The organism is Roseicella aerolata (assembly GCF_020523605.1).
Lineage (GTDB): Bacteria > Pseudomonadota > Alphaproteobacteria > Acetobacterales > Acetobacteraceae > Paracraurococcus > Paracraurococcus aerolatus.
In genome coordinates, this window is sequence record NZ_JAJAQI010000003.1 from 165213 (window position 1) to 185144 (window position 19932).

At 69.7% G+C, this 19932-nt stretch carries 15 protein-coding genes; 7 read left to right on the top strand and 8 right to left on the bottom strand.

Annotated elements, in window-relative coordinates; genetic code table 11:
* Positions 1-307 precede the first annotated feature (307 nt).
* The 3 genes from arsJ to LHA35_RS03325 are packed head-to-tail and all read right to left on the bottom strand — an operon-like array spanning position 308 to position 3456.
* Entirely contained in the window at positions 308-1543 is a 1236-nt protein-coding gene (gene arsJ, locus LHA35_RS03315; protein WP_226604422.1) for an organoarsenical effux MFS transporter ArsJ, read from the bottom strand.
* Between the two features lie 4 nt (positions 1544-1547).
* Positions 1548-2594 carry an ArsJ-associated glyceraldehyde-3-phosphate dehydrogenase gene (locus LHA35_RS03320; protein WP_226604425.1) on the bottom strand — a complete coding sequence of 349 codons (1047 nt, stop codon included), beginning with the start codon at positions 2592-2594 and terminating at the stop codon, positions 1548-1550.
* 1 nt (position 2595) lies between these two features.
* Complete coding sequence (locus tag LHA35_RS03325; protein WP_226604428.1) at positions 2596-3456, bottom strand: metalloregulator ArsR/SmtB family transcription factor; 861 nt, start codon at positions 3454-3456, stop codon at positions 2596-2598.
* Between the two features lie 586 nt (positions 3457-4042).
* Between LHA35_RS03325 and LHA35_RS03330 the strand changes: the two genes are divergently transcribed.
* A complete protein-coding gene (locus LHA35_RS03330; RefSeq protein WP_226604432.1) occupies positions 4043-5104 on the top strand; it encodes an acyltransferase family protein in 1062 nt (353 codons plus the stop codon).
* 332 nt (positions 5105-5436) lie between these two features.
* On the opposite strand, the gene LHA35_RS03335 is transcribed toward LHA35_RS03330, so the two are convergent.
* The gene (locus LHA35_RS03335) at positions 5437-6444 is read right to left on the bottom strand and encodes a glycosyltransferase family 2 protein (RefSeq protein ID WP_226604435.1); all 1008 of its coding nucleotides are present in this window, start codon (positions 6442-6444) and stop codon (positions 5437-5439) included.
* 174 nt (positions 6445-6618) lie between these two features.
* On the opposite strand from LHA35_RS03335, the gene rfbF reads away from it, so the two are divergent.
* Genes rfbF through LHA35_RS03355 form a run of 4 tightly spaced genes read left to right on the top strand, consistent with a single transcriptional unit; the run spans position 6619 to position 10997 of the window.
* Positions 6619-7467: a glucose-1-phosphate cytidylyltransferase gene (gene rfbF, locus LHA35_RS03340; RefSeq protein WP_226604437.1), complete on the top strand. Its 849-nt coding sequence runs from the start codon at positions 6619-6621 to the stop codon at positions 7465-7467.
* Entirely contained in the window at positions 7455-8510 is a 1056-nt protein-coding gene (locus LHA35_RS03345) for an NAD-dependent epimerase/dehydratase family protein (RefSeq protein WP_226604440.1), read from the top strand. The genes rfbF and LHA35_RS03345 overlap by 13 nt, the downstream gene beginning before the upstream one ends.
* A complete protein-coding gene (locus LHA35_RS03350) occupies positions 8507-9748 on the top strand; it encodes a class I SAM-dependent methyltransferase (RefSeq protein WP_226604443.1) in 1242 nt (413 codons plus the stop codon). The genes LHA35_RS03345 and LHA35_RS03350 overlap by 4 nt, the downstream gene beginning before the upstream one ends.
* Before the next feature lie 16 nt (positions 9749-9764).
* Positions 9765-10997: a class I SAM-dependent methyltransferase gene (locus LHA35_RS03355; RefSeq protein WP_226604445.1), complete on the top strand. Its 1233-nt coding sequence runs from the start codon at positions 9765-9767 to the stop codon at positions 10995-10997.
* A gap of 71 nt (positions 10998-11068) precedes the next feature.
* Here the strand turns inward: LHA35_RS03355 and LHA35_RS03360 are convergent, their stop codons facing one another.
* Both LHA35_RS03360 and LHA35_RS03365 read right to left on the bottom strand, forming a co-directional pair.
* Positions 11069-12319: a hypothetical protein gene (locus tag LHA35_RS03360; RefSeq protein ID WP_226604448.1), complete on the bottom strand. Its 1251-nt coding sequence runs from the start codon at positions 12317-12319 to the stop codon at positions 11069-11071.
* Between the two features lie 319 nt (positions 12320-12638).
* Positions 12639-14381, bottom strand: coding sequence for a hypothetical protein (locus LHA35_RS03365; RefSeq protein ID WP_226604452.1), 1743 nt, complete (start codon positions 14379-14381; stop codon positions 12639-12641).
* 185 nt (positions 14382-14566) lie between these two features.
* Between LHA35_RS03365 and LHA35_RS03370 the strand changes: the two genes are divergently transcribed.
* Both LHA35_RS03370 and LHA35_RS03375 read left to right on the top strand, forming a co-directional pair.
* Positions 14567-15727: a phytanoyl-CoA dioxygenase family protein gene (locus LHA35_RS03370; protein ID WP_226604454.1), complete on the top strand. Its 1161-nt coding sequence runs from the start codon at positions 14567-14569 to the stop codon at positions 15725-15727.
* 656 nt (positions 15728-16383) lie between these two features.
* Positions 16384-17046 carry a response regulator gene (locus tag LHA35_RS03375; RefSeq protein WP_226604457.1) on the top strand — a complete coding sequence of 221 codons (663 nt, stop codon included), beginning with the start codon at positions 16384-16386 and terminating at the stop codon, positions 17044-17046.
* A gap of 109 nt (positions 17047-17155) precedes the next feature.
* On the opposite strand, the gene LHA35_RS03380 is transcribed toward LHA35_RS03375, so the two are convergent.
* Together LHA35_RS03380 and LHA35_RS03385 are read right to left on the bottom strand one after the other, a co-directional pair.
* Positions 17156-18643: a NahK/ErcS family hybrid sensor histidine kinase/response regulator gene (locus LHA35_RS03380; RefSeq protein WP_226604459.1), complete on the bottom strand. Its 1488-nt coding sequence runs from the start codon at positions 18641-18643 to the stop codon at positions 17156-17158.
* Positions 18643-19737, bottom strand: coding sequence for an FIST N-terminal domain-containing protein (locus LHA35_RS03385; RefSeq protein WP_226604462.1), 1095 nt, complete (start codon positions 19735-19737; stop codon positions 18643-18645). The genes LHA35_RS03380 and LHA35_RS03385 overlap by 1 nt, the downstream gene beginning before the upstream one ends.
* Positions 19738-19932 lie beyond the last annotated feature (195 nt).

Sequence of the window (19932 nt, forward strand, 5' to 3'; positions counted from 1 at the left end):
GATTGTCCGCTAAGCTATTGAGATTCAGAGAATATTGCGATGGGCTGAGACAGCGTGATGTGGGGGTACTAAGGACACCCTCTCCGCCAGTCCGCCTTTGGCCGCTTGCCAGAGACCCCCCCCGGCCGGGCGGCGCAGCCGTCCCGGGAAGCGGTCGTCAGATGGCCCATCCTCCGGACGCACTGCGTCCAGCCTGCGACCCGCTTTCTTCATCCAGGCCGGCCGAATTGGGTTGGCCGGCACGCCGTCGAGCGCGCAGGCCAACAGCATCGGATTCCACAGGTGGCGGCCGGCCACCCGATGGCCATCACTGGCGAGACGGCAGAAGCAGGGTTACCGCCCAACAGCAGGCGAGCATGACCGTGGCGCCCGCGAGGCAGGCGGGAAGGCCACCCGACCCATAGAGCAGACCGGACAGGAGAATGCCCGTGAAGCGTCCCACGGCATTTGCGGCGTAGTAGAAGCCGACATCCTCGGCCGCCTTTTCCGTCCCTGCATAGGCGAGGACCAGGTAGGAATGGACCGAGGAGTTCACCGCGAAGACGAATCCGAAGACGGTGAGACCAACTGCCACAAGGAGGTCCGGCTGCATGAGGCCGGCCACCAGCGCCAGTGTCAGGGCTGCCGTAATGGCGACCAGCGCCAGGGACCAGAGCCGGACGGCCGGAACCTCGGTGCGCAGCCCATCCTCGCTCCGCCGCACCAGCGCCGGCGCCGCCGCCTGGACGAAGCCGTAGCCGATGGTCCAGGCGGCCAGGAATCCGCCCACCATGGTGAAGGTCCAGCCAGAGGCGTAGAGGAAGACCGGCAGCCCGACCACGAACCAGATGTCGCGCGCGCCGAAGAGAAAGACCCGCGCCGCGGCCAGCAGGTTCACGCCCCGGCTCCTCGCGAAGAACTCCCTGGCCGAGGTCGAGGCCTTGGCCTTTCCCATCAGAGGTGGCAGGGAGAGCATGACACCCGCCAGCACCAGCGCCAGGGCCGTCGCCATGGCCCAGAGCGCCCCGCGGAAGCCGAGCACCTCCAGCAGCAGGCCGCCCAGGAAGAAACCGGCGCCCTTCATCGCGTTCTTGCTGCCGGTGAAGAACGCCACCCAGCGGAACAGCCGGCCGCTCGCCTCCCCGGCCGTCAGCTTGATGGCCGATTTGCTCGCCGTCTTGGTGAGGTCCTTGGCCATGCCGCAGACGCCCTGGGCGGCCACCACCCAGGCGACCGAGAGCGCCGGCGCCCAGCCCGGCGACACCGCCGAGAGCATGAGGAAGCCGCCGATCTGCGTCGCCAGGCCCGCCGCCAGCATGCGGGTGATGCCGAAGCGTGTCGCCAGCCAGCCGCCGATCAGGTTCGCCCCGATCCCCGCGGCCTCATAGAGCAGGAAGAGAAAGGCGAGGGTGAAGGGCGAATAGCCCAGCCGGAAGAAGTGCAGCAGCACCAGCATCCGCAGCGCGCCATCGGTCAGGGTGAAGCCCCAATAGGCCGCGGTGACGATGGCATAGTTGCGCGCCGCGGCGATGCCAGGCGCGGGCGCGGCGGCGGCGGTGCTCATCGGCTCAGATCCCGGCCTCGGCCATGTGGCAGGCCAGGTCCACCATGCGGCAGGCATAGCCCATCTCGTTGTCATACCAGGCATAGAGCTTCAGCAGCGTGCCGTCGGTGACCATGGTGCTGGGTGCGTCCAGGATGCTGCTGCGGGTGTCGCGGGCATAATCGGCCGAGACCAGAGGCCGCTCCTCGTAGCCCAGGATGCCGGCCAGCGGCCCCTCCGCCGCAGCGCGGAACAGGGCGTTGACCTCCTCCGGCGTCGTCTCCCGCCGCAACTCGAAGACGCAGTCCGTCAGGCTGGCATTGAGCACCGGCGCGCGCACCGCATGGCCGTTCAGCCTGCCCTTCAGCTCCGGATAGATCAGGCCGATGGCCGTGGCGCTGCCCGTGGTCGTCGGCTGCAGGCTGAGCATGGCGCTGCGGGCCCGCCGCAGGTCCCTGTGCGGCGCGTCCTGCACCAGGTTCGTGTTGGTCGGGTCGTGGATGGTGGTGATCTGGCCGTGGCGGATGCCGATCGCCTCCTGCACCACCTTCACCAGCGGCGCGAGGCAGTTGGTGGTGCAGGAGGCGGCGGTGACGATGCTGTGCCGCGCCGGGTCATAGAGCTGGTGGTTCACCCCGACCACGACATTCAGCACGCTGTCGGACCTGACGGGCGCCGCGACGATCACGCGCTTCGCCCCGCGCCGCAGGTGCCCCTCCAGCATCTCGGGTGAGAGGAATTTGCCGGTGCATTCCAGCACCAGATCCACGCCCAGCTCGCCCCAGGGGATCTCGGCCGGATGGGTATGGGCGGAGAAGGTCAGTCGCCGCTCACCGATACGGATGGCCTCTTCGCCCTCCACCGCGAAGCGCGGCCCGCGCCAGCGGCCCTGGACGCTGTCGAACTCGAGCAGATGCGCGGTCGCAGTCGCCCCACCCTTGATTTCATTGAGATGCGCCACCTCCAGACGGTTGCCGCGACGCGGGTCCTCCTCCGGTCGCTCCGCCGCGCCCAGGGCCGCCCGCAGCGCCAGGCGGCCGATGCGGCCCATGCCGCTGATCCCGACCCGCATCTCAGCGCGCCATCATCGCGTGCGGGTCGGCCAGCTCGTCCAACCGCGCCTTCAGCGCCAAGCGGTCCAGCGAGGCAAAGGGCAGGCTGGTGAAGATCTCGATCCGCCGCCGCAATCCGGCATGCAACTCGTTCAGCAGCGTCGCCCGCTCCGCCGTGCTGCCGGTGAACTTGGCCGGGTCCGGCAGCGGCCAGGCGGCGGTGATGGTGGTGTCGCCGAAATCCGGGCAGACCTGCCCGGCGATGCTGTCGCAGAGGGTGATCACGAAATCCATGCGCGGCGCGCCCGGCCCGCAGAACTCGGCCCAGGACTTGGAGCGCAGGCGGGAGACGTCGTGGCCCAGCGCCTTGAGTTGCGCCAGTACTTCCGGCAGCGGGCCCTCGCGTGAGGGCTCGGATCCCGCGGAGTAGGCGGCGAAACGCCCGGGCGCGGCCTTGGCCAGGATGGCCTCGGCCATGATCGAGCGGGCCGAATTGCGGGTGCAGAGGAACAGCACGTGGAAGGCCGGGGGTTGCATGGCGTCTCTCTCCCAGGAGGCGGCATCCATCAGGCGGCCGAGATCGCCACAGCGGCCGGGCTCGTCGCCGCAACAGGCCTCGGCCAGGAAGGCGAGCAGGCCGCGCAGACGGGCGACCTGAGCCGCGTAGATCAGGCTGCGGCCCTGGCGCGTGGCGGCGATCAGACCCGCCTGGTCCAGGGCGCGGAGATGAAAGGACAGGGTGGAGGGCGGGACGCCGAGACGCGCCGCGGCCTCGCCGGCCGCCAGCCCGCTCGGCCCTGCCCCGAGCAGGATGCGCAACAGGTCGAGCCGGGTGGGCTGCCCCAGCGCCGCGAAGGCGAAGGCTGCATCGTCGGTTTCCATGCTTCCACAATAATCGAAGGATGAGGCGGCGGCACGTGACCATTCGATGACGCCTTGCCGTCAGCCCAGGGGCGCCGCGGCCCCTTCCTCCGCCCCGCCTGATACGTCGCCATGGCCCTTGATGATCCGCGGCCCGTGGGCATGGCACAGCCTTCTGTGCCCAGGGAGAGGAGCGGCACTGTCCCGCGCAGGAGGGAACGAGGCCGGCTGCCGGCGCCAGGGCGGGGAAGCCTCAGCCCGGTAGCTGGGCCTCCAGGGACGCAGCCAGTCGCGTCGGGGGCCAGACGATGAACGCCGTTCCGCGAACGGGATCGGTTGCGCATGAAGTCGGATGCGACAGGATGCCGCCCGGGGCGATGCCAGGGAGGCTCCCTCTCCGCCAGGCAACTGGCTGCGCCGGCCCTTCGGGGCTGCCGGGCATCCCGCTCGAACCATCGCGCCTTCTGGTGACACATCTCTGATTTGTCTCGCCCGCGCGTCGTGTGGGACGACCCGATGGCATGAACACTTCCCGGTTGCGGACGCTCGGACGTCCGGTTCTGTCCTGCCTCCTATGCCGCGCCGCGGCGCGTCGCCGGGGCTGACCATGCCGGACGGAACCGCCGCCCGGGAGGAACGCCGGGTACAGGGCCCCGCCCGGCCGGGCCGGGAACGCCGGTACGATATCGACCGGGCGAAGGGTCTCGCCATCCTGCTGGTCGTGGCCGGCCACCTGGTGGCGAACACAACCCCGCCGGGCGGCGAGTGGTATGAGCCGATGCGCTACGTGCTCTACCGCTTCCACATGCCCTTCTTCCTCTATCTGAGCGGGACCGTGGCGGTGCTGAGCGGCGTGCTGACGACGGCGCCGCCGGACTGGCCGCGGCAGATCCGGCGGCGGGCCGCACGGCTGCTGCCGCCCTTCTTCGCCATCGGCCTGTTCATTCTCGCCGCCAAGCTGGTCGCGATGCGGTTCGTGGTGGTCGACAACGCGCCGGCCGGGCTGCTGACTGGCCTGCAGAACCTGTTCTGGGAAACCGAGCGCAGCCCGGCCACCTCGGTCTGGTACCTGCTGGTTCTCTTCCTCTGCACCGTTTTCGCCATGCTGCTGATTCGCCGGATCGGCAGCACCGGTCTCGTTCTGGTCGGCCTTGTCCTGCAACTGCCGGCAATTCCCGAGATCGCCTATCTCGACCGTTTCGCGCATTTCTTCCTGTTCTTCGCCGCCGGAGTCTGGGTTGCGGAGCGGCAGGACCGGCTGCTGCCCTTGATGGAGCGCTGGCAGCCGCTCTGGTGGGCGCTTTTCCTCCTCTCGCTTGCGGTCGCGATGACGGTCTGGGTCGGTGTCGTCATTCTTGACGACTGGTGGTCCCTGGTGGTCTGCGGCCTGCTCTGCATCCCCGCCCTGCACGGGCTGATCCGGCGGCCGCCGATTGCGCGGCTGCAATGGCCGATCACGCTCGGCCGCTATGCCATGGTGATCTATTTGTTCAACACGCTCGCCATTGGTGCGACCAAGGCACTGCTGATCCTGTTCGGCGTGGCCTACACGGCGGAGAATTTCCCGCTGCATCTGGCGGCGGCGATGGCCACCGGCGTACTGGTCCCGATCCTGCTGAAGGTGCTGGTATTCCGACGCGTTCCCGTGCTGGACCGCATGACGGACTGATCGCACCGGGCGGCGCCGAGACGCCGCGGCGCGGTGTGGGCCTGAGCCCGGCGCAGTCCGACGGTTCCCGATCGCCCGGGGCGCAGGACCGTGGCGGGGCCCCAAGGCTGTGGCCTGTCCAGGTCAACAGCAGGACGTGCGTGGCGCAGGCAGGCTGAGCGCCGCCGGTATCGGCGCAGAAACGTCTGGAATGCCTGGCCGCGCAATCCATCGCGGCAATACGTGGCCAGGCTGCCGGTCGGAGGTACTCCCGCACACGCAAAGCCGCTTCCCGGGCAGGGGCGCTGCCGCCCTTGGCGTGCTGCTGGCCCGAAGGGCGATGGGGCGCGTTGCTATTTGAGCTCGGGCAGGCTGCCTGGCCGCGTTCCGGATGCGCCGACGAGGCGGAGCTTGAGCGCGCGGACCCGCGCCTCGAGCGCCGGGTAGCGTTTCAGGGCGTCGCGCAGCAGGTCGATCGCATGCTCGTCGGTGAACCACCAGCGGAGCAGTTCGCCATAGCAGCCGAGGCGCGTCATCGTATCGCGCACATTCTTCGGCACCAGGCGGAGATATTCGCGATAGACCATGGAGTAGAAAAGCGGGCTGGTCCGCTGCACCGGCTGGCTCGGATCCTGCCAGAGCGCGGCGGCGCGGTCGTCCTTCAGCAGGATGGCGCGGGTGTAGCGGTTCTCATGCTCGCGGTGGATGAAGAGCGGGTCGGCCACGCTGACCCAGGGGCCGCGCAGCGCCATCTCCGCCAGCAGGACGCGGTCGGATCCGCTATAGGCGCCGTGCAGTTCGGAGCCCACCAGCGCGGCGCGGCGGAACAGGCCGAAGAAATCCTCGCACTGGTGGCGGGTGTGGATGGCGGCAGCGAAGCGGCGGGTCGGGCTGGCGGAATCTATGCCGGGAAAATGATTGGCGTAGGTGCGCAGCGGCCGGTCGACGCCGTCGATCTCGGTGATCCCGACCGTGCAGAGCACCGCATCCGGCGCCGCCTCCAGTGCGGCCACGGCCTTGGCGAGGTACTCCGGCGCCATGCGATCGTCATGTGCCGTCCATTTGAAGTAAGTACCCCGCGCCTGTTCGAAGCAAAGATTGTAATTGGCGGCGGCGCCGAGATTGCGCGGGTTGCGGAAATACCGGACTCGTGCGTCCTGCGCGGCGAAGCTGCGGCAGATCTGCTCGGTCCCGTCGGTCGATGCGTTGTCGTGAATGATCAACTCAAGGCAGGGATAGGTCTGTTGCAGGACGGACTCGATCGCCTGTCCCACATAGGCTTCGCCATTGAAGACGGGCAGGCCAATACTTACGAGCGGTGAAGAATTGGCAGTGCCGTCATTTCCAACGCAATTGATCACGCATACCTCTCCCGCCGCTGAATAGCGGTGTACACGGAAACTATGTCGCTCCCGCGTGGTAACGTCACTCGTTTTGGGAAAGTCTCTACTTCACGATGGCGTGCCAACGTTACGCGTGAAGTGCGGAAGCAGCGAAAGCCGCGCATGTTCGGATAGATACAGGAGATTGGGGCCATGAAAGTTGCAATATTGGCAGGGGGGCTAGGCTCACGTCTGGCGGAGGAGACAGAAGCGCGACCTAAACCAATGGTTGAAATCGGGGGTATCCCGATCCTCTGGCATATCATGCGCTATTATGCCGGCTTTGGCCACCGGGACTTTGTCGTCGCCCTTGGCTACAAGGGGAACTATATTCGTCGCTATGCGACGGATTTCGCGGCTCTCTCACCGGGCAATCTGCGCATCGACTATTCCCGCCGCCAGGTCGACTACGACACCCAGCTCGGCAACGAGAGTGGCGAGTGGTCGATGGATGGCTGGAAGCTGGAACTGGTCGATACCGGCCTGGAAACGAACACCGGCGGCCGCATCAAGCGCCTCAAGCAGGTGATCGGCAATGAGCGCTTCTTCCTCACCTGGGGTGACGGCGTCTCGACCGTCGATCTGGATGCGCTGCTCGCCTTCCATCGTTCGCACGGCAAGCTCTGCACCCTGACCGCGGTACGGCCGCCGGCACGCTTCGGTCATCTGGAGATCGATGGCGACCAGATCACCGAGTTCAACGAGAAGCCGCAGACCGGCGAGGGCTGGATCAACGGCGCCTTCTTTGTCTGCGAGCCCGGCGTCTTCGACTATATCGAGGGCGACGCCACGCAGTTCGAGAAGCAGCCGCTACAGGCCCTGGCGCGGGATGGCCAGCTGATGGCCTTCAAGCATTACGGCTTCTGGCAATGCATGGACACGATCCGGGACAAGGTCCTGCTCGAGAACCTCTGGGCCAGTGGCGAGGCGCCCTGGCGGATCTGGGATGACCGGCGGCCCCGCGCCGCCAATGATGCCGGGAGTGCCGCATGCGCGTCCTGATGACTGGCCATCTTGGCTATATCGGCACCGTCGCCGTCCCCTTCTTCCAGGAAGGCGGGCATGAGGTGGTCGGCTGCGACACCGATCTCTACCGCGCCTGCACCTTCGGGCCGGATGTCGGGGCGGCGGGGCGGATCCGCAATCTCGGCCTCGACATCCGCGACCTGACGCCTGACCATCTCAGCGGCTTCGACGTGGTGGTGCATTACGGCGGCATCCCGAACGATCCGCTCGGCGACCTTGATCCCGAGGTCACGATGCAGATCAACACGGAAGCAACCGTCAGCCTGGCGAAGGCGGCGAAGCAGGCCGGGGTGCCGCGCTTCATCTTCTCCTCCTCCTGCAGCAACTACGGCGCGGCGGGCGACACCTTCCTGGACGAGGACGGCGCCTTCAACCCGGTGACGGCCTATGGCCGCTCCAAGGTGGCGGCGGAGCAGGGGCTGGCGCCGCTGGCGGATGCGCGCTTCTCGCCGGTCTTCATGCGCAGCGCGACGGCCTTCGGCGTCTCCCCGCGGTTGCGCTTCGACCTCGTCATCAACAACCTCACGGCCTGGGCAGTCGCCACCGGCGACATCCTGCTGAAGAGCGACGGGACGCCCTGGCGCGCCGTGGTGCATATCGAGGACATCGCGCGCGCCTTCCGCGCCGTGGCGGAGGCACCGCGGGACTTGGTGCACCTGCAGGCCTTCAATGTCGGCGCGACCAGCGAGAACTACCAGATCCTCGAACTCGCCCGGATGGTCGAGGAGGTGGTGCCCGGGACCAAGGTGCGCTTCGCCGAGGGCGCCGGGCCGGACCTGCGCTGCTATCGCGTCAATTGCGACAAGCTGGCCCGTACCTTCCCGCATGCGAAGCCGCGCTGGACGGCGCGGATGGGCGTCGAACAGCTCTACGAGGCCTTCCGCAACCATGGTGTGAGCAAGGAGGAGTTCGAGGGGCCGCGCTTCCAGCGCAAGGCGCATGTGCTGGGCAACATCGCCTCCGGCACCCTGACCTCCGAACTCCGCTGGGCGCCGCAGCAGGAGGCCAAGGTCGCATGAAGGCGGAAGCCTGCACGCCGATCCGCACCTGCCGCTGCTGCGGCGGCGGAGACCTGGTCAGCGTCTTCGATATGGGCCAGATGCCGCCCTCGGATGCGCTCTCGCCCTCCGCGACCGAGCCGGATCCGGCCTATCCGCTGGAAGTCATCATGTGCCGCAGCTGCGGGCTCGCGCAGTTGCGGCACACGGTGGCGCCGGAAGTTCTCTTCTCCAGCGCCTACAAGTATTTCTCCTCCTACACCCAGACCGTGGTGGACAACGCCAGGGATGCCGTGGCGACGGCGATCGCGCGCGTGCAGCCGGCGCCCGGCGCGCTGGTCGTCGAACTCGCCAGCAATGACGGCTACCTGCTGAAGCACGCCAAGGCGGCGGGCCTCAGCGTCCTCGGCATAGATCCGGCGCCGGCGCCGGTGGCCGCGGCGCGGGAGGCAGGCATCGAGACCATCCAGGCCTTCTTCTCGGAGGAGCTGGCTGCGACGCTGAAGGCCGAGGGCCGCCAGGCCATGCTGGTCTTCGGCAACAACGTGCTGGCGCATGTCGCCGACACCGCCGGCTTCGTGCGCGGCATCCGGGAGATCCTGCACCCCGACGGGACGGCGAGCATCGAGGTGCCCTATCTGCGTGACCTGATCGACCACGTCGAATTCGACACGATCTATCACGAGCATCTCTGCTACTTCTCGGTCTCCGCCTTGTCCGAACTGTTCCGGCGGCAGGGCCTGCACCTGAACGACCTGCAGCGCATCCCGATCCATGGCGGCTCGCTCCGCCTCTTCGTCCAGCACAAGGCGGCGCCCTCGGACCGGCTGAAGGCGCTGCTGGAGGAGGAGAAGGAGCAGGGCCTCGACCGGCCCGAGACCTTCCGCGCCTTCGCCGCGCGGGTGGATGGCGTCGGCCAGGCGCTGCGGGACATGCTGGACGGGCTGAAGCGGGAGGGCAAGAGGATCGCCGCCTATGGCGCCGCCGCCAAGGGCACGATCCTGCTCAACCACTTCCGCATCGGGCCGGAGACGCTGATCTGGGTGGCGGACAAGAACCCGCATAAGCACGGCCTCTACATGCCGGGCAGCAAGCTGCCGATCGTCGATACGGCGCGGATCGAGCAGGACAGGCCGGACTGCCTGCTGATCCTGCCCTGGAACCACCGGGAGGAAATCATGCGGCAGCAGGCGGAATTCGCCCGCCGCGGCGGCCGCTTCATCATCCCGATCCCACATCCGCATCTGCAAGGGGGCTGAGCTTTTGCCCGACATCATGGACATGCAGGCCGCGCATCCCGCCAACCCCCTGGTCCTGCGGCCCGGGGAGAGGGGGCATTGCCCGGCCTGCGGCGGCCGGGCCCTGCAGCCCGTGCTGCGGTTGGCCGCGGTGCCGACCAACAGTTGCCTGATGCTCGACACGCCGGAGGAGGCACGCGCCTTCCCGCGCGGCGAGATCGACCTGGTCTTCTGCGAGGACTGCTGCTTCGTCTTCAACCGCGCCCTCGACCCGAAGCTGACCGAATATTCCGAGCGCTATGAGCCGACCCAGGCCTATAGCGGCACCTTCCGCCGCTTCCACCAGGCGCTGGCGGAGCGGCTGGTGGCCGAGACCGGCCTCAAGGGCGGCACGGTGGTCGAGGTCGGCTGCGGCCAGGGCGAGTTCCTGCACCTGCTCTGCCGGCTCGCCGGCGCGCGCGGCATCGGCTTCGATCCCTGCCTGAGCGCCGCCCGCGCCGATGTGGTGCAGGACCGCGCCGCGGATGTCACGCTGCGCGGCGAGTTCTTCTCGGACGCCTCGGCCGAGGGGCTGCAGGCCGAGCTGCTCGTCTGCAAGATGACGCTGGAACACATCCCGGCCGCCGGCCGCTTCGCCGCGCTGGCCGCCCAGGTCGCGCGCCAATCCGCGCCGGGCATGCAGCTCTTCATACAGGTGCCGGAATGCGAGCGCATCTTCGCGCATGGCGCCTTCGAGGATGTCTACTACGAGCACTGCAACTACTTCACCGAAGCCTCGCTGACCGGCCTCTTCGCCCGGCATGGCTTCGCCATCGAGGGTGTCAGCCGGGAATATGCCGACCAGTACCTGGCGATCCGGGCGCGCTACACCGGCAGTCCCGGCGCCGGGCCGGGGCCGGAGGAAAGGGCGCGGCTGCGGGACATGCTGATCCATTTCCGGGAGACCTGCGCCAGGAGCATCGCGGACTGGCGGGCGCTGGTCGCCAAGCGGCAAGCGGAGGGGAAGCCGGTGGTGGTCTGGGGCTCCGGCTCCAAGGGCGTCGCCTTCCTCGGCGCGATCGGTGGCGGCGAGGGGATCTCGCATGTGGTGGACATCAACCCGCACCGCCAGGGGCATTTCATGGTGGGCACCGGCCACCCGATCATCGGTCCGGCCGCCCTCACCGAGATCCGCCCGGCGACGGTCATTCTGATGAACCCCGTCTACCGGGAGGAGGTGGCGGCCGACCTGCGCGCCCGCGGGCTGGCGCCGGAACTGCTGACTCTCTGAACGAGGCCGCCGCGGCGTGGCGGTCGGGCGTGGCGCGTCCGACCGGTGCGTTTCGTGGGGGCCGTTCGGCCTCAGCGTTCCGCCCCGGCGGCCACCTGCAACGCTTCCGGCCGCACCCGGTACAGCGTCCAGCCCGGGAACTGCCGCTCGCGGGCCACCAGCGGCGAGGCATCCAGGCCGGCGACGAATTCCGGCGCGCGGACCAGGACGAAACGGATGTCCCGCTGCCGGAAGGCCTGCGCGTCCCCGCCCGCCGCCAGCGAGAACTGATCGGTCAGGTAGCGGGCGATCATCTGCTCGTCCTGCCGCTCCCGGTACAGACCTGCCATCGGCAGATAGAGCGCGACCTCCAGCGGCGGGGCATCGGCGCTCAGCACCACGCGCTCCGGCACGGAGGTCCCCGTCAGCACGTCGAGGAAATCGAGGCTCGCCTGGCTGTCCACCAGCACATGCCCTTCGCCGAGGCGCTGCAACTCCGCGCGGAGATGGAGGCCGATCTCCCGCTCCACCCGCGGCTCGCCGGTCTGCCAGTTGATCATGCCACCCCGGATGATCCGCGCGTCGCGCGCCAGGGATGGCCCCAGGGCCAGGACCACCAGCGCCGGCACGGCCCAGCGCCGCCAGCGGAAGCGCCGCAGCCAGGCGGCGATGGAGACCAGCGCCTGCGCCTGGAAGGGGAGCAGCAGCAGGACCCAGAGGCTGGCCTGCCGCCAGCTCGCCGCCTGGGTGATGCTCAGGGTGGCGAAGGTGACGGCGCTGATCAGCGGCAGCGGCAGCCAGAGCATCCAGGCCCAGCGCCGCAGCGGCGCATCGGCGATGGCGAGCCGGAGCATGAGCCCGAGCCCGAGCAGCAGCAGCGGATTGAAGGCGAGGCTGCGGAGGAACTGCACCAGCGGCAGGTCGCGGAAGGCGCGCGCGTAATCATGGCCGTAGACCGCGACATATTGCTGACCGGTGATGCCGAGATTCTCCAGTGAGCCGTACCAGAGCCAGGAATTGATCACCCACAGGACCGGGAAGGCGCCCAGGATCGCGCCGGCCGCCAGATAGGTGCCGAGGGTGAGGCGGCGCTCCACCAGCAGCATCCAGGTGAGGACCCCGCCGATGACGAGGCCGAAGAACACCGCCTCGTACCGCACCGTCTGGGCGACGAGGATCAGCAGGCAGCCGAGCAGCAGCGGCGCACGCCCTTCGGTCCGGACCCAGCGCAGCAGGCAGAGCGCCGCCCCGGCCATGGCCAGGAAGTAGTAGATATCCGAGAGCGGGACGGTGCCGAAGATCAGCCGGTCCGGCAGCAGCACCGCCAGCGCCGCCGTCGCCACGGCTGCGGAACAGCGCCTCGGAGAGCGCGACCAGCACCACCACTAGGCCGGTGCCGGCCAGCACGGCCAGGATGCGCGGCCCCAGGAAGACGTCGTCATAGAGCCGGAGGAACAGCCCGACCACGATCTTGTAGAAGGGCGGCCAGATCCAGGGCTCCAGCGCATTCGCCCAGGAGAGTTCCCAGGCCATCAGCGCCCGCGCGCTCTCATCCGCCTCTGTCCGGTGGAAGCCGAGGAGGTGGAGGCCGAGTTGCAGCAGCAATCCGCCGCCGAGGATGATGGCAATGACCTGATGGTGCTTCTGCAGGGGCATGCGGACTCACGGCTGCTGCGGAGAAGGGGAGGCAGGATCGCGGGGCCGCCGCGCCAGCAGCAGGAGCAACAGCCAGAACAGGAGGATGGTTGCGCTCACGGCCCAGCCGATCCTCTCGGCCTCCGTGGTGGTGCGGAACACGGCCAGATCGACGGCCCCGGCGGGCAGGTCGAGGCGCAGGAGGCCGCTGCCGGGATCCGTCGCCAGCGCGGTCCCGGGCGGGGCACCCGCCAGGGACCAGCCGGGAAAGGCGAATTGCGGCAGCAGGACGCCGGAGGGGGCGGCAAGCCTGCCGGTGACGCGCAGCCTGCCGCCGGGTTGGGTGCTGATGCGCAGATCCGGCGCCGTCGCCCGCGAGCGGGCCAGGCGGTCCTGCAGGATGGCGTCGGTCGTCGGGACCTCCGCCCGCCAGCCTGCCAGGGCGGCCGCACGCGGCGCGTATTCCGGCGGGTTCACCAGGGGCCGCGGCCGCGGCCCGGGCGGCGGGATCTGCAGCCGGGTCCAATCATGGCGTGCGAAGGCGGGCAGTCTGGCCGTCACTGCGCTGTAGGGAATCCACAGCGCCAGCCCGGCAAGCAGCAGGGCGGCGAGCGCGGCGATACGGGCGCCGCTCCAACGATCGGGCACGGCGGGCTGGTCGAGCCGCCGCGCAACCAGGGCCGTCCAGACCGCGACGGCGAAGGGCATCAACCGCCAGGGAAACTGCACCCTTTGCAATAGCGGCACCAGTGCCCAGACGGGCGAGGACAGCCGCGTCATCAACAGGCAGAGCAGGCCGAAGAGGACAGCACCGGCGGCGAAGCGCCGGTCACGCCGGGCCATGCCCCGCGCCAGTGCCAGGGCCGAGCCGATCATGATCAGCAGGCCGGCATTCATCAGCCAGAACTGCACCGGCGCCTTGGGGGGCTGGACCGGCTCCAGCAGGAAATGGCCGGACCAGGTGGTCAGCCCGCCCGTGTCCCAGCCGGCCTGGTTGATCTCCGGCAGCAGCAGCAGCGCCGGCAGCAGATAGGCCCCGGCGATCCCGGCGCCGAGCAGGCAGCCCGCAAGGGTGATCGCGGCCCGGCGCAGCGCCGCGCGCCCCGCCCCGGCGGCCACGAAGGCCCAGGCCGGCAGCACGCCCCCGGCGAGTTCCGCCATGGGCAGGTGGGTCAGCACCAGGGCGGCGAAGGCCGGCGGCACCCAGAGCAGCGGCCGCCGCGTGCCCGTGGCGATCAGCGCCAGCAGCAGCGCGCAGGTGCCGGCCATTTCCGAAAAGGCGAAGCGCACCAGCGGGTTGACCAGCATGTTGTAGGTCTGCAGCGCGAAAAGCGCGGCGCCGGCCAGGGCCGCGCCGTGCGTCGCCTGCTGCCGCAGCCAGGCATAGGCCAGGGCGCAGGCGGCCAGCCGCCAGAGCAGCGCCGTCGCGACCAGCGCCTGCCCCGTGTCGAGGCCGAGCGTCGCCTGCACCGCGCTGCCGATCCAGTAGGCGCCCGGCGGGTAGAAGAAGAAGGCTGGGCTGCCAAAGCCGCGGTTTCCATCGGCCAGCCAATGCGGCCAGACCTCCCCGCGGCCGAGGCTCTCCGCCATGCCGTGCAGCCAGAGCATCGCCGCGCCGACATCCTGCCCGCTGCTGGCGAAACTGCCCGGCAGCCCGGCCACGAGCAAGGGCCCCAGCGCCGCGGCAAGCGCGACGACGAGCCAGGCCGGGATGGCCCCGATCGCCTGCCCGGACTGTCGGGCCTGTATGCCGGGATGGGGAGCGGACACTGTAACGCCGTGCTGAAATGGTGCAGTGCATCCTAGTCGCCGCCCCGTGATCTCCCGAGTCACAAGGCGCGGCAGCGCCTCGCGCGGCGGTGAGGCGCCGTGGCCTTGGTCGGTCGATTGTCATTCGGTGGCGGCCGGGCCTATCGTCCCATGCGTGCGCCGCACGAGGCAGGGGAGGGTGCGCCATGAACAAGCCCATCACGACGCTCGGCGTCGATTACGGTCCGGAAGAGGCCGCCATGCAGGCCTATCTGCACGAGGGCGAGGCACGGGCCCATGCACTCGGCAATCGCGGCCCGATCCGCTTCGACGCCGATGGCAGGATCCATCCCGAGATCCTGGAAGCCTATTGGCGCTGCGGCTTCTATGTCTTCGAGGGCGTGCTGCCGCCCGAGGAACTCGCCGATATCGAGGCCGACATCCACGACATCCTCGACCGACTGCCGAGCGAGCGCGGCTCGCCGGTGGATGCCAAGGGCCGGCCGGCGCTGGCCGCCGATTGCAAGGCGCCGACGCTCTTCTGGTCCAGGCCGCTCGGCGACCCGATGGGCGGCACCAGCGCCGCCAATGGCCGCCATCCCGTCAAGATGTTCGAGCCGAAGGCCTCGACCGACGCGCCGAAGGAGATCGTCTATCTCATCCTCGGCTCGCTGCAATTCTCCGAGGCGCATCTCCGCGTCTATGGCCATCCCGGCCTGCTTGCCATGGCCGCCGCGGTGAACGGCGATGACTTCGTGCCCTTCAACGAGGCGCTGTTCATCAAGGAGCCGGGCCGCGGCGCCTCCGTCGCCTGGCACCAGGATGGCGTGACCCACTGGAACAGCCCGGACTGGGACCAGGGCACGCATGGCTTCAACTTCATGGCGCAGCTCTATGGCTGCACGCCGGCCAATGGCGTCTGGGTGGTGCCGGGCTCGCACAAGCTCGGCAAGGTGGACATCAAGGCGCGGGTCGCCGCGGCCGGGACGGAGCGGCTGCCGGATGCCGTGCCGATTGTCTGCAAGCCGGGCGATGTCGCCATCACCAACCGACAGACCGTGCATGGCTCCTTCGCCAATACCAGCCCGGACTGGCGCGTGACGCTGAATTTCGGCTTCCACCGGCGCCGCTCCGTCCTCGGTGTCGAGGCCGGCGGGGTGCACAATGCCCGCGCGGTCTATGACGAGACGCGCATCCGCGAGCGCGCCCGGGTCATCGGCTATGCGATCGATGCCCGCCGCCAGCGCTTCCCGGCGGAGACGCCCTTCCTCTACCGGCCGCATGCCGAGAGCGGCGAGTCCTGGCGCTGGGATGCCGCGGCGAAGGCCGGCATGAAGGACTACAACCTGCTCGACCTCAGCATCTGAGGGGAGCGCGCCGGGTAGGGGGGGGGGAGCGGCGCGCCGCCGGCGCTGTCGGGCGGGCTCGCCGGCCTGGCTGGTCTCGGCACCCCCGGCGCCAGATGCGGCATGCAGCCGCTCCCCCGTCCGGACCACCATCCGCGCCATCTTCGCCCGCCGACGCGGTCGGCCACCTTCCGGCGCGGCTCGTGCCGCGCTTGGGTGGCAGCGCACCGCCGGACGCGCTTGCCCGCTTCCGGAGGGGCCGGGATCGAGCCTCGGCCGCCGGCACACCGTGGCGAGGCACGGCTTGGCGCCACCGGCCGGCGCGGAGGGTAGGGCGGATGCCCTACTATTTGGCTATGCTCGACCCCGGCCGCCTTCGGTAGGGTCCTCCGGATGCCAGGACCTGCGCAGGGAATGCCGGAGCGACCGGAACGGTCCATCCGGGCTGCGCGGCGTGGTGACCAGGGTCGTCGCGCGACGCAGCCTGCGGGAGGGGGGATGGCGATTCGAAGCACCCTTCGGGTGGCACCATGGTGAGCCAGACCCTACATCGCCCCACAGGATCCCGCGCCGTCCTTCCATCCCGCCTGGAGGAGGCGGGGTGGTCACAGGCCACGGGGTCCGTTCCGCCAGGCCCCGGCATCGCATCCGCCCTGCCGGAGACGGGTTCCGCCGCCGTGGTTCAGATCCTGATCGTCGATGACCATCCCCTGTTCCGGGAGGCGCTGCGCGGCGCCGTCTCCGCCGTCCTGGACGGCGCCGAGGTGGAGGAGGCGGATGGCATCGAGGCCGCCTGCCGCGTGCTGGAGCGGCAGCGCAACCTGGATCTCGCGCTGCTTGATCTGGGCATGCCAGGCGTCTCGGGCTTCGAGGGGCTGGTCGCGCTGCGCAACCGCTTCCCACGGGTGCCGGTGGTGATCGTCTCCGCCCTCGACGACCCGCGGGTCATGGAGGAGGCGATCCGGCTCGGCGCGGCCGGCTTCGTGCCGAAGACCATCGACCGGCCGCTGCTGGCCCAGGCGCTGCAGACGGTGCTGCATGGCGAGGTCTACCTGCCCGCGGCCGGCCCGCGCGCCGGCACCGCGAGGGAGGACGGCCTTGCGGCCCGGCTGGCCGAGCTGACGCCGCAGCAGCTGCGCGTCCTGCAGATGATCCGCCAGGGCCTGCTGAACAAGCAGATCGCGCATGAGCTGAAGATCGGCGAGACCACGGTGAAGGCGCATGTCTCCGAGGTGCTGCGCAAGCTGAAGGTTGTCAGCCGCACCCAGGCGGTGATCGAGACGGCGAAGCTGGACCTCCCGGCGCTGATGGCGCGCGGACCGAAGGCGGAGGGCGGGTAGGCCGCCGGTCCGGGGGCGGACCAGGATCGCCCGGCGCGCGCCGTGATGCGCGCCCGAGGGTCCGGATGCGTGACCGCATCCGGACCCTCGGTAACAGGTGGGGGCGGCTCTACAGCGGATCGCGTCCAGACCTGAATGCCAGCCCGTTGCAGGCCATTGCTTGTCCAGCGGAGTCCCGCAGCCCGACGTTCACGCCCGTCCGCGATCTGCTCCAGGCGAGGGTCCCGTTCATGGCCGAAGCGGCCAGCAGGTGCACCATCAGCGCGCGCAGCGCCGCCGGGCGCACCGGCTTGCGCAGCATCTCGCAGCCGGCCGCGCGCACCGCGGTCGCCACATCCTCCGAATGGTCGGCGCTGACGACCACGGCGGGCAGCGCGGCGCCGAAACTCCGGCGCAGCCCGGCGATCAGCGACAGCCCATCCATGCCGTCATCCAGATGGTAGTCGGTGATGACCAGGTCCGGCCGCCGCTCCAATTGCGGGGCGAGGCGCTGCAGCTCCGCCTGGTTACGCACCGGCAGCACATGGCAGTGCCAGCGGTCGAGCAGTTGCGTCATGGCGGTGAGCGTCGCCTCGTCATTCTCGATCAGGATGACCAGCGTGCCGGCGATGCCGCTGAGCGTGCCGCCGCCCTGCGCGCCCGGGCCGGCCTCCGGCGCCCCGGGCAGGCCGGCGGCGAGCGGCAGGCGCAGGCGGAAGACCGAGCCGACGCCGACCCGCGAGCGGAATTCCAGCCGGTGGTCCAGCGCGCGGAGCTGGCGCCGGACGATGGCGAGGCCGAGGCCGAGCGCGACATCCTCTTCCTCGGTCAGCGCGCCCCGGTGGAACTCCTCGAAGATCAGCTCGTGTTCCCGCTCCGGGATGCCGATCCCGGTATCGGCGACCTGGATGACGCAGTCCTGGCCGTGTCGGCGGGCACCCAGCAGGATGCCGCCGCGCCGCGTGTAGCGCACGGCGTTGGACAGCAGGTTCTGCAGGATGCGTTGCAGCATCACCGGGTCGCTGCGCACCGTCGCGGCCGTGGCGCGCACCTTCAGCCGCAGCCCCTTCCGCTCGGCCAGCGGGCGGAAGGTGGAATCGAGGGCGCTGAAGCAGCCATCCAGCGGGCAGTCCTGCAGGCTCGGCCGCACCAGCCCGGCATCCAGCTTGGAGATGTCGAGCAGGGCACGGATCAGGTCCTCGATGGTCTGCAGGGAGCGCTCGACGCGTATCGCGACCCGCCGCGCCTCCGCCTCCGCCTGCAGCTCGACCAGGGTCGACATGAACAGTCGTGCCGCGTTCAGCGGCTGCAGCAGGTCATGGCTGGCGGCGGCGAGGAAGCGCGTCTTGCTGAGATTGGCGCGCTCCGCCTCCTCCTTCGCGGCCGCCAGCGCGGCATTGGTGCGCTCCAGGCTGCGCAGCGCCTCGGTCAGCTCCTGCGTGCGGGTGCGGACCTGGGTCTCCAGGCCGATGGCGGTCTGGAACAGGGAGAAGGCACTGCCCTGGCGGTCGATCGAGCGCTCCACCCGCTCGATCAGCACGGCGTTGATGCGCTCGAGCTTCTCGATGCGCTGCTCCAGCGCCCGCCGGCTTTCCCGCGGCCTGCCGCTGCCGTCCATCAGGTGGTCCTGGGACGGCCAATGGCGACGCCGGAGAAGGTCTGGTTCAGGTGCATCCCGCCGAACTGCTCGCCATAGGTGAAGAAGCCAACCACGTTGTGGCGGCGGTAGAGCTCCTCGACCCGCGGGCGGATGCGGCGCCTCGTGGCGTCCAGCCGGCGCAGCACGCAGTCGAAGCCGATGACGAGATCGAGCCCGCCCAGCGCCTGGTCGAGCCGCGCCAGCTCCGCCTCCGCCGAGCGGACCAGGTCGCGCGGCCGCGCCACGGTCAGCACCACGCCATCATCGATGGCGCAGAAGAAGGAGAGCGAGCCGTCCGGATTCACGCGCTGGATGGAACGGCAATAATAGTTGCCGCCGATGCGGACCACGACGGGATGCGCGGCGAAGCGCATCGGCGTCAGCTCGCGCGGCCCGACGCCGACCGCGGCGGCATAGGCCTGCGCCGCCGGCTCCGCATTCAGCTCATGCACGATCCGCCGTTCCGGATCGCAGCGCGTCACGACCAGCTTGTGGTCGGTGGGCGAGAAATTGTCGGTGCGGAACACCTCGACCGGGTGGTTGGTCTCGACCAGCACCAGGATGGCGGCGTTGCTGTAGGCGTGCCCGTCATGCAATTGCGTGGTCGCGCCGAAGCGGAGCCCGTCCCCGGCCGAGCCGCCGACGATCGGGATGCCGTCCAGCGCCATGGCGACGGCGGAGACGCACATTTCCTCCCGGTAGGACATGCCGTCGATGAGGATGAGGCCGAAGCGGTGGCCGCTTCCCTCCGCCCGGTTCCCGCAGATCCGTTCCAGCGCCGCGCGCAGCCGCCGCGCGGCCGAGGCGCCGCTCTCGACCGTCATGGCGCGGATGTCGGGGATGATGTCGGTCACCACGCGGAAGCTGCCGCGCGGCATGGCCATGGCGACGACGGTGTCGGTGGCGATGCCGTCCGGCGTGATCTCGCCGGCCGTGCTGCAACCGGCGACCGCCAGGCCCGGAAAGGCGAGGCCGAGTTCCCGCGCCAGTTCCTCCGCATCGATCGAGGGGGCGAAGAAGACCAGCAGCTGGGAATAGAGGGCGGGGTCGATATGGGTGACAAGATCCGCCACCGCTGCCCGGGCCGATCCGGCCGAACTCCAGGCGCTCAACACGCCGGAAGCGTGCATCCTGGCCTTGGACCGGGCATCCGGGCGAAATCTGCGCAAAGCCGTTTCCCTGCCGGTTGTCTTTTCCGGTTTGGCTCCCACAGCATTATGCTGGCATGCCCTGCCCGCCGCAACGGATGTGGGCGCCTGGGTCGAATA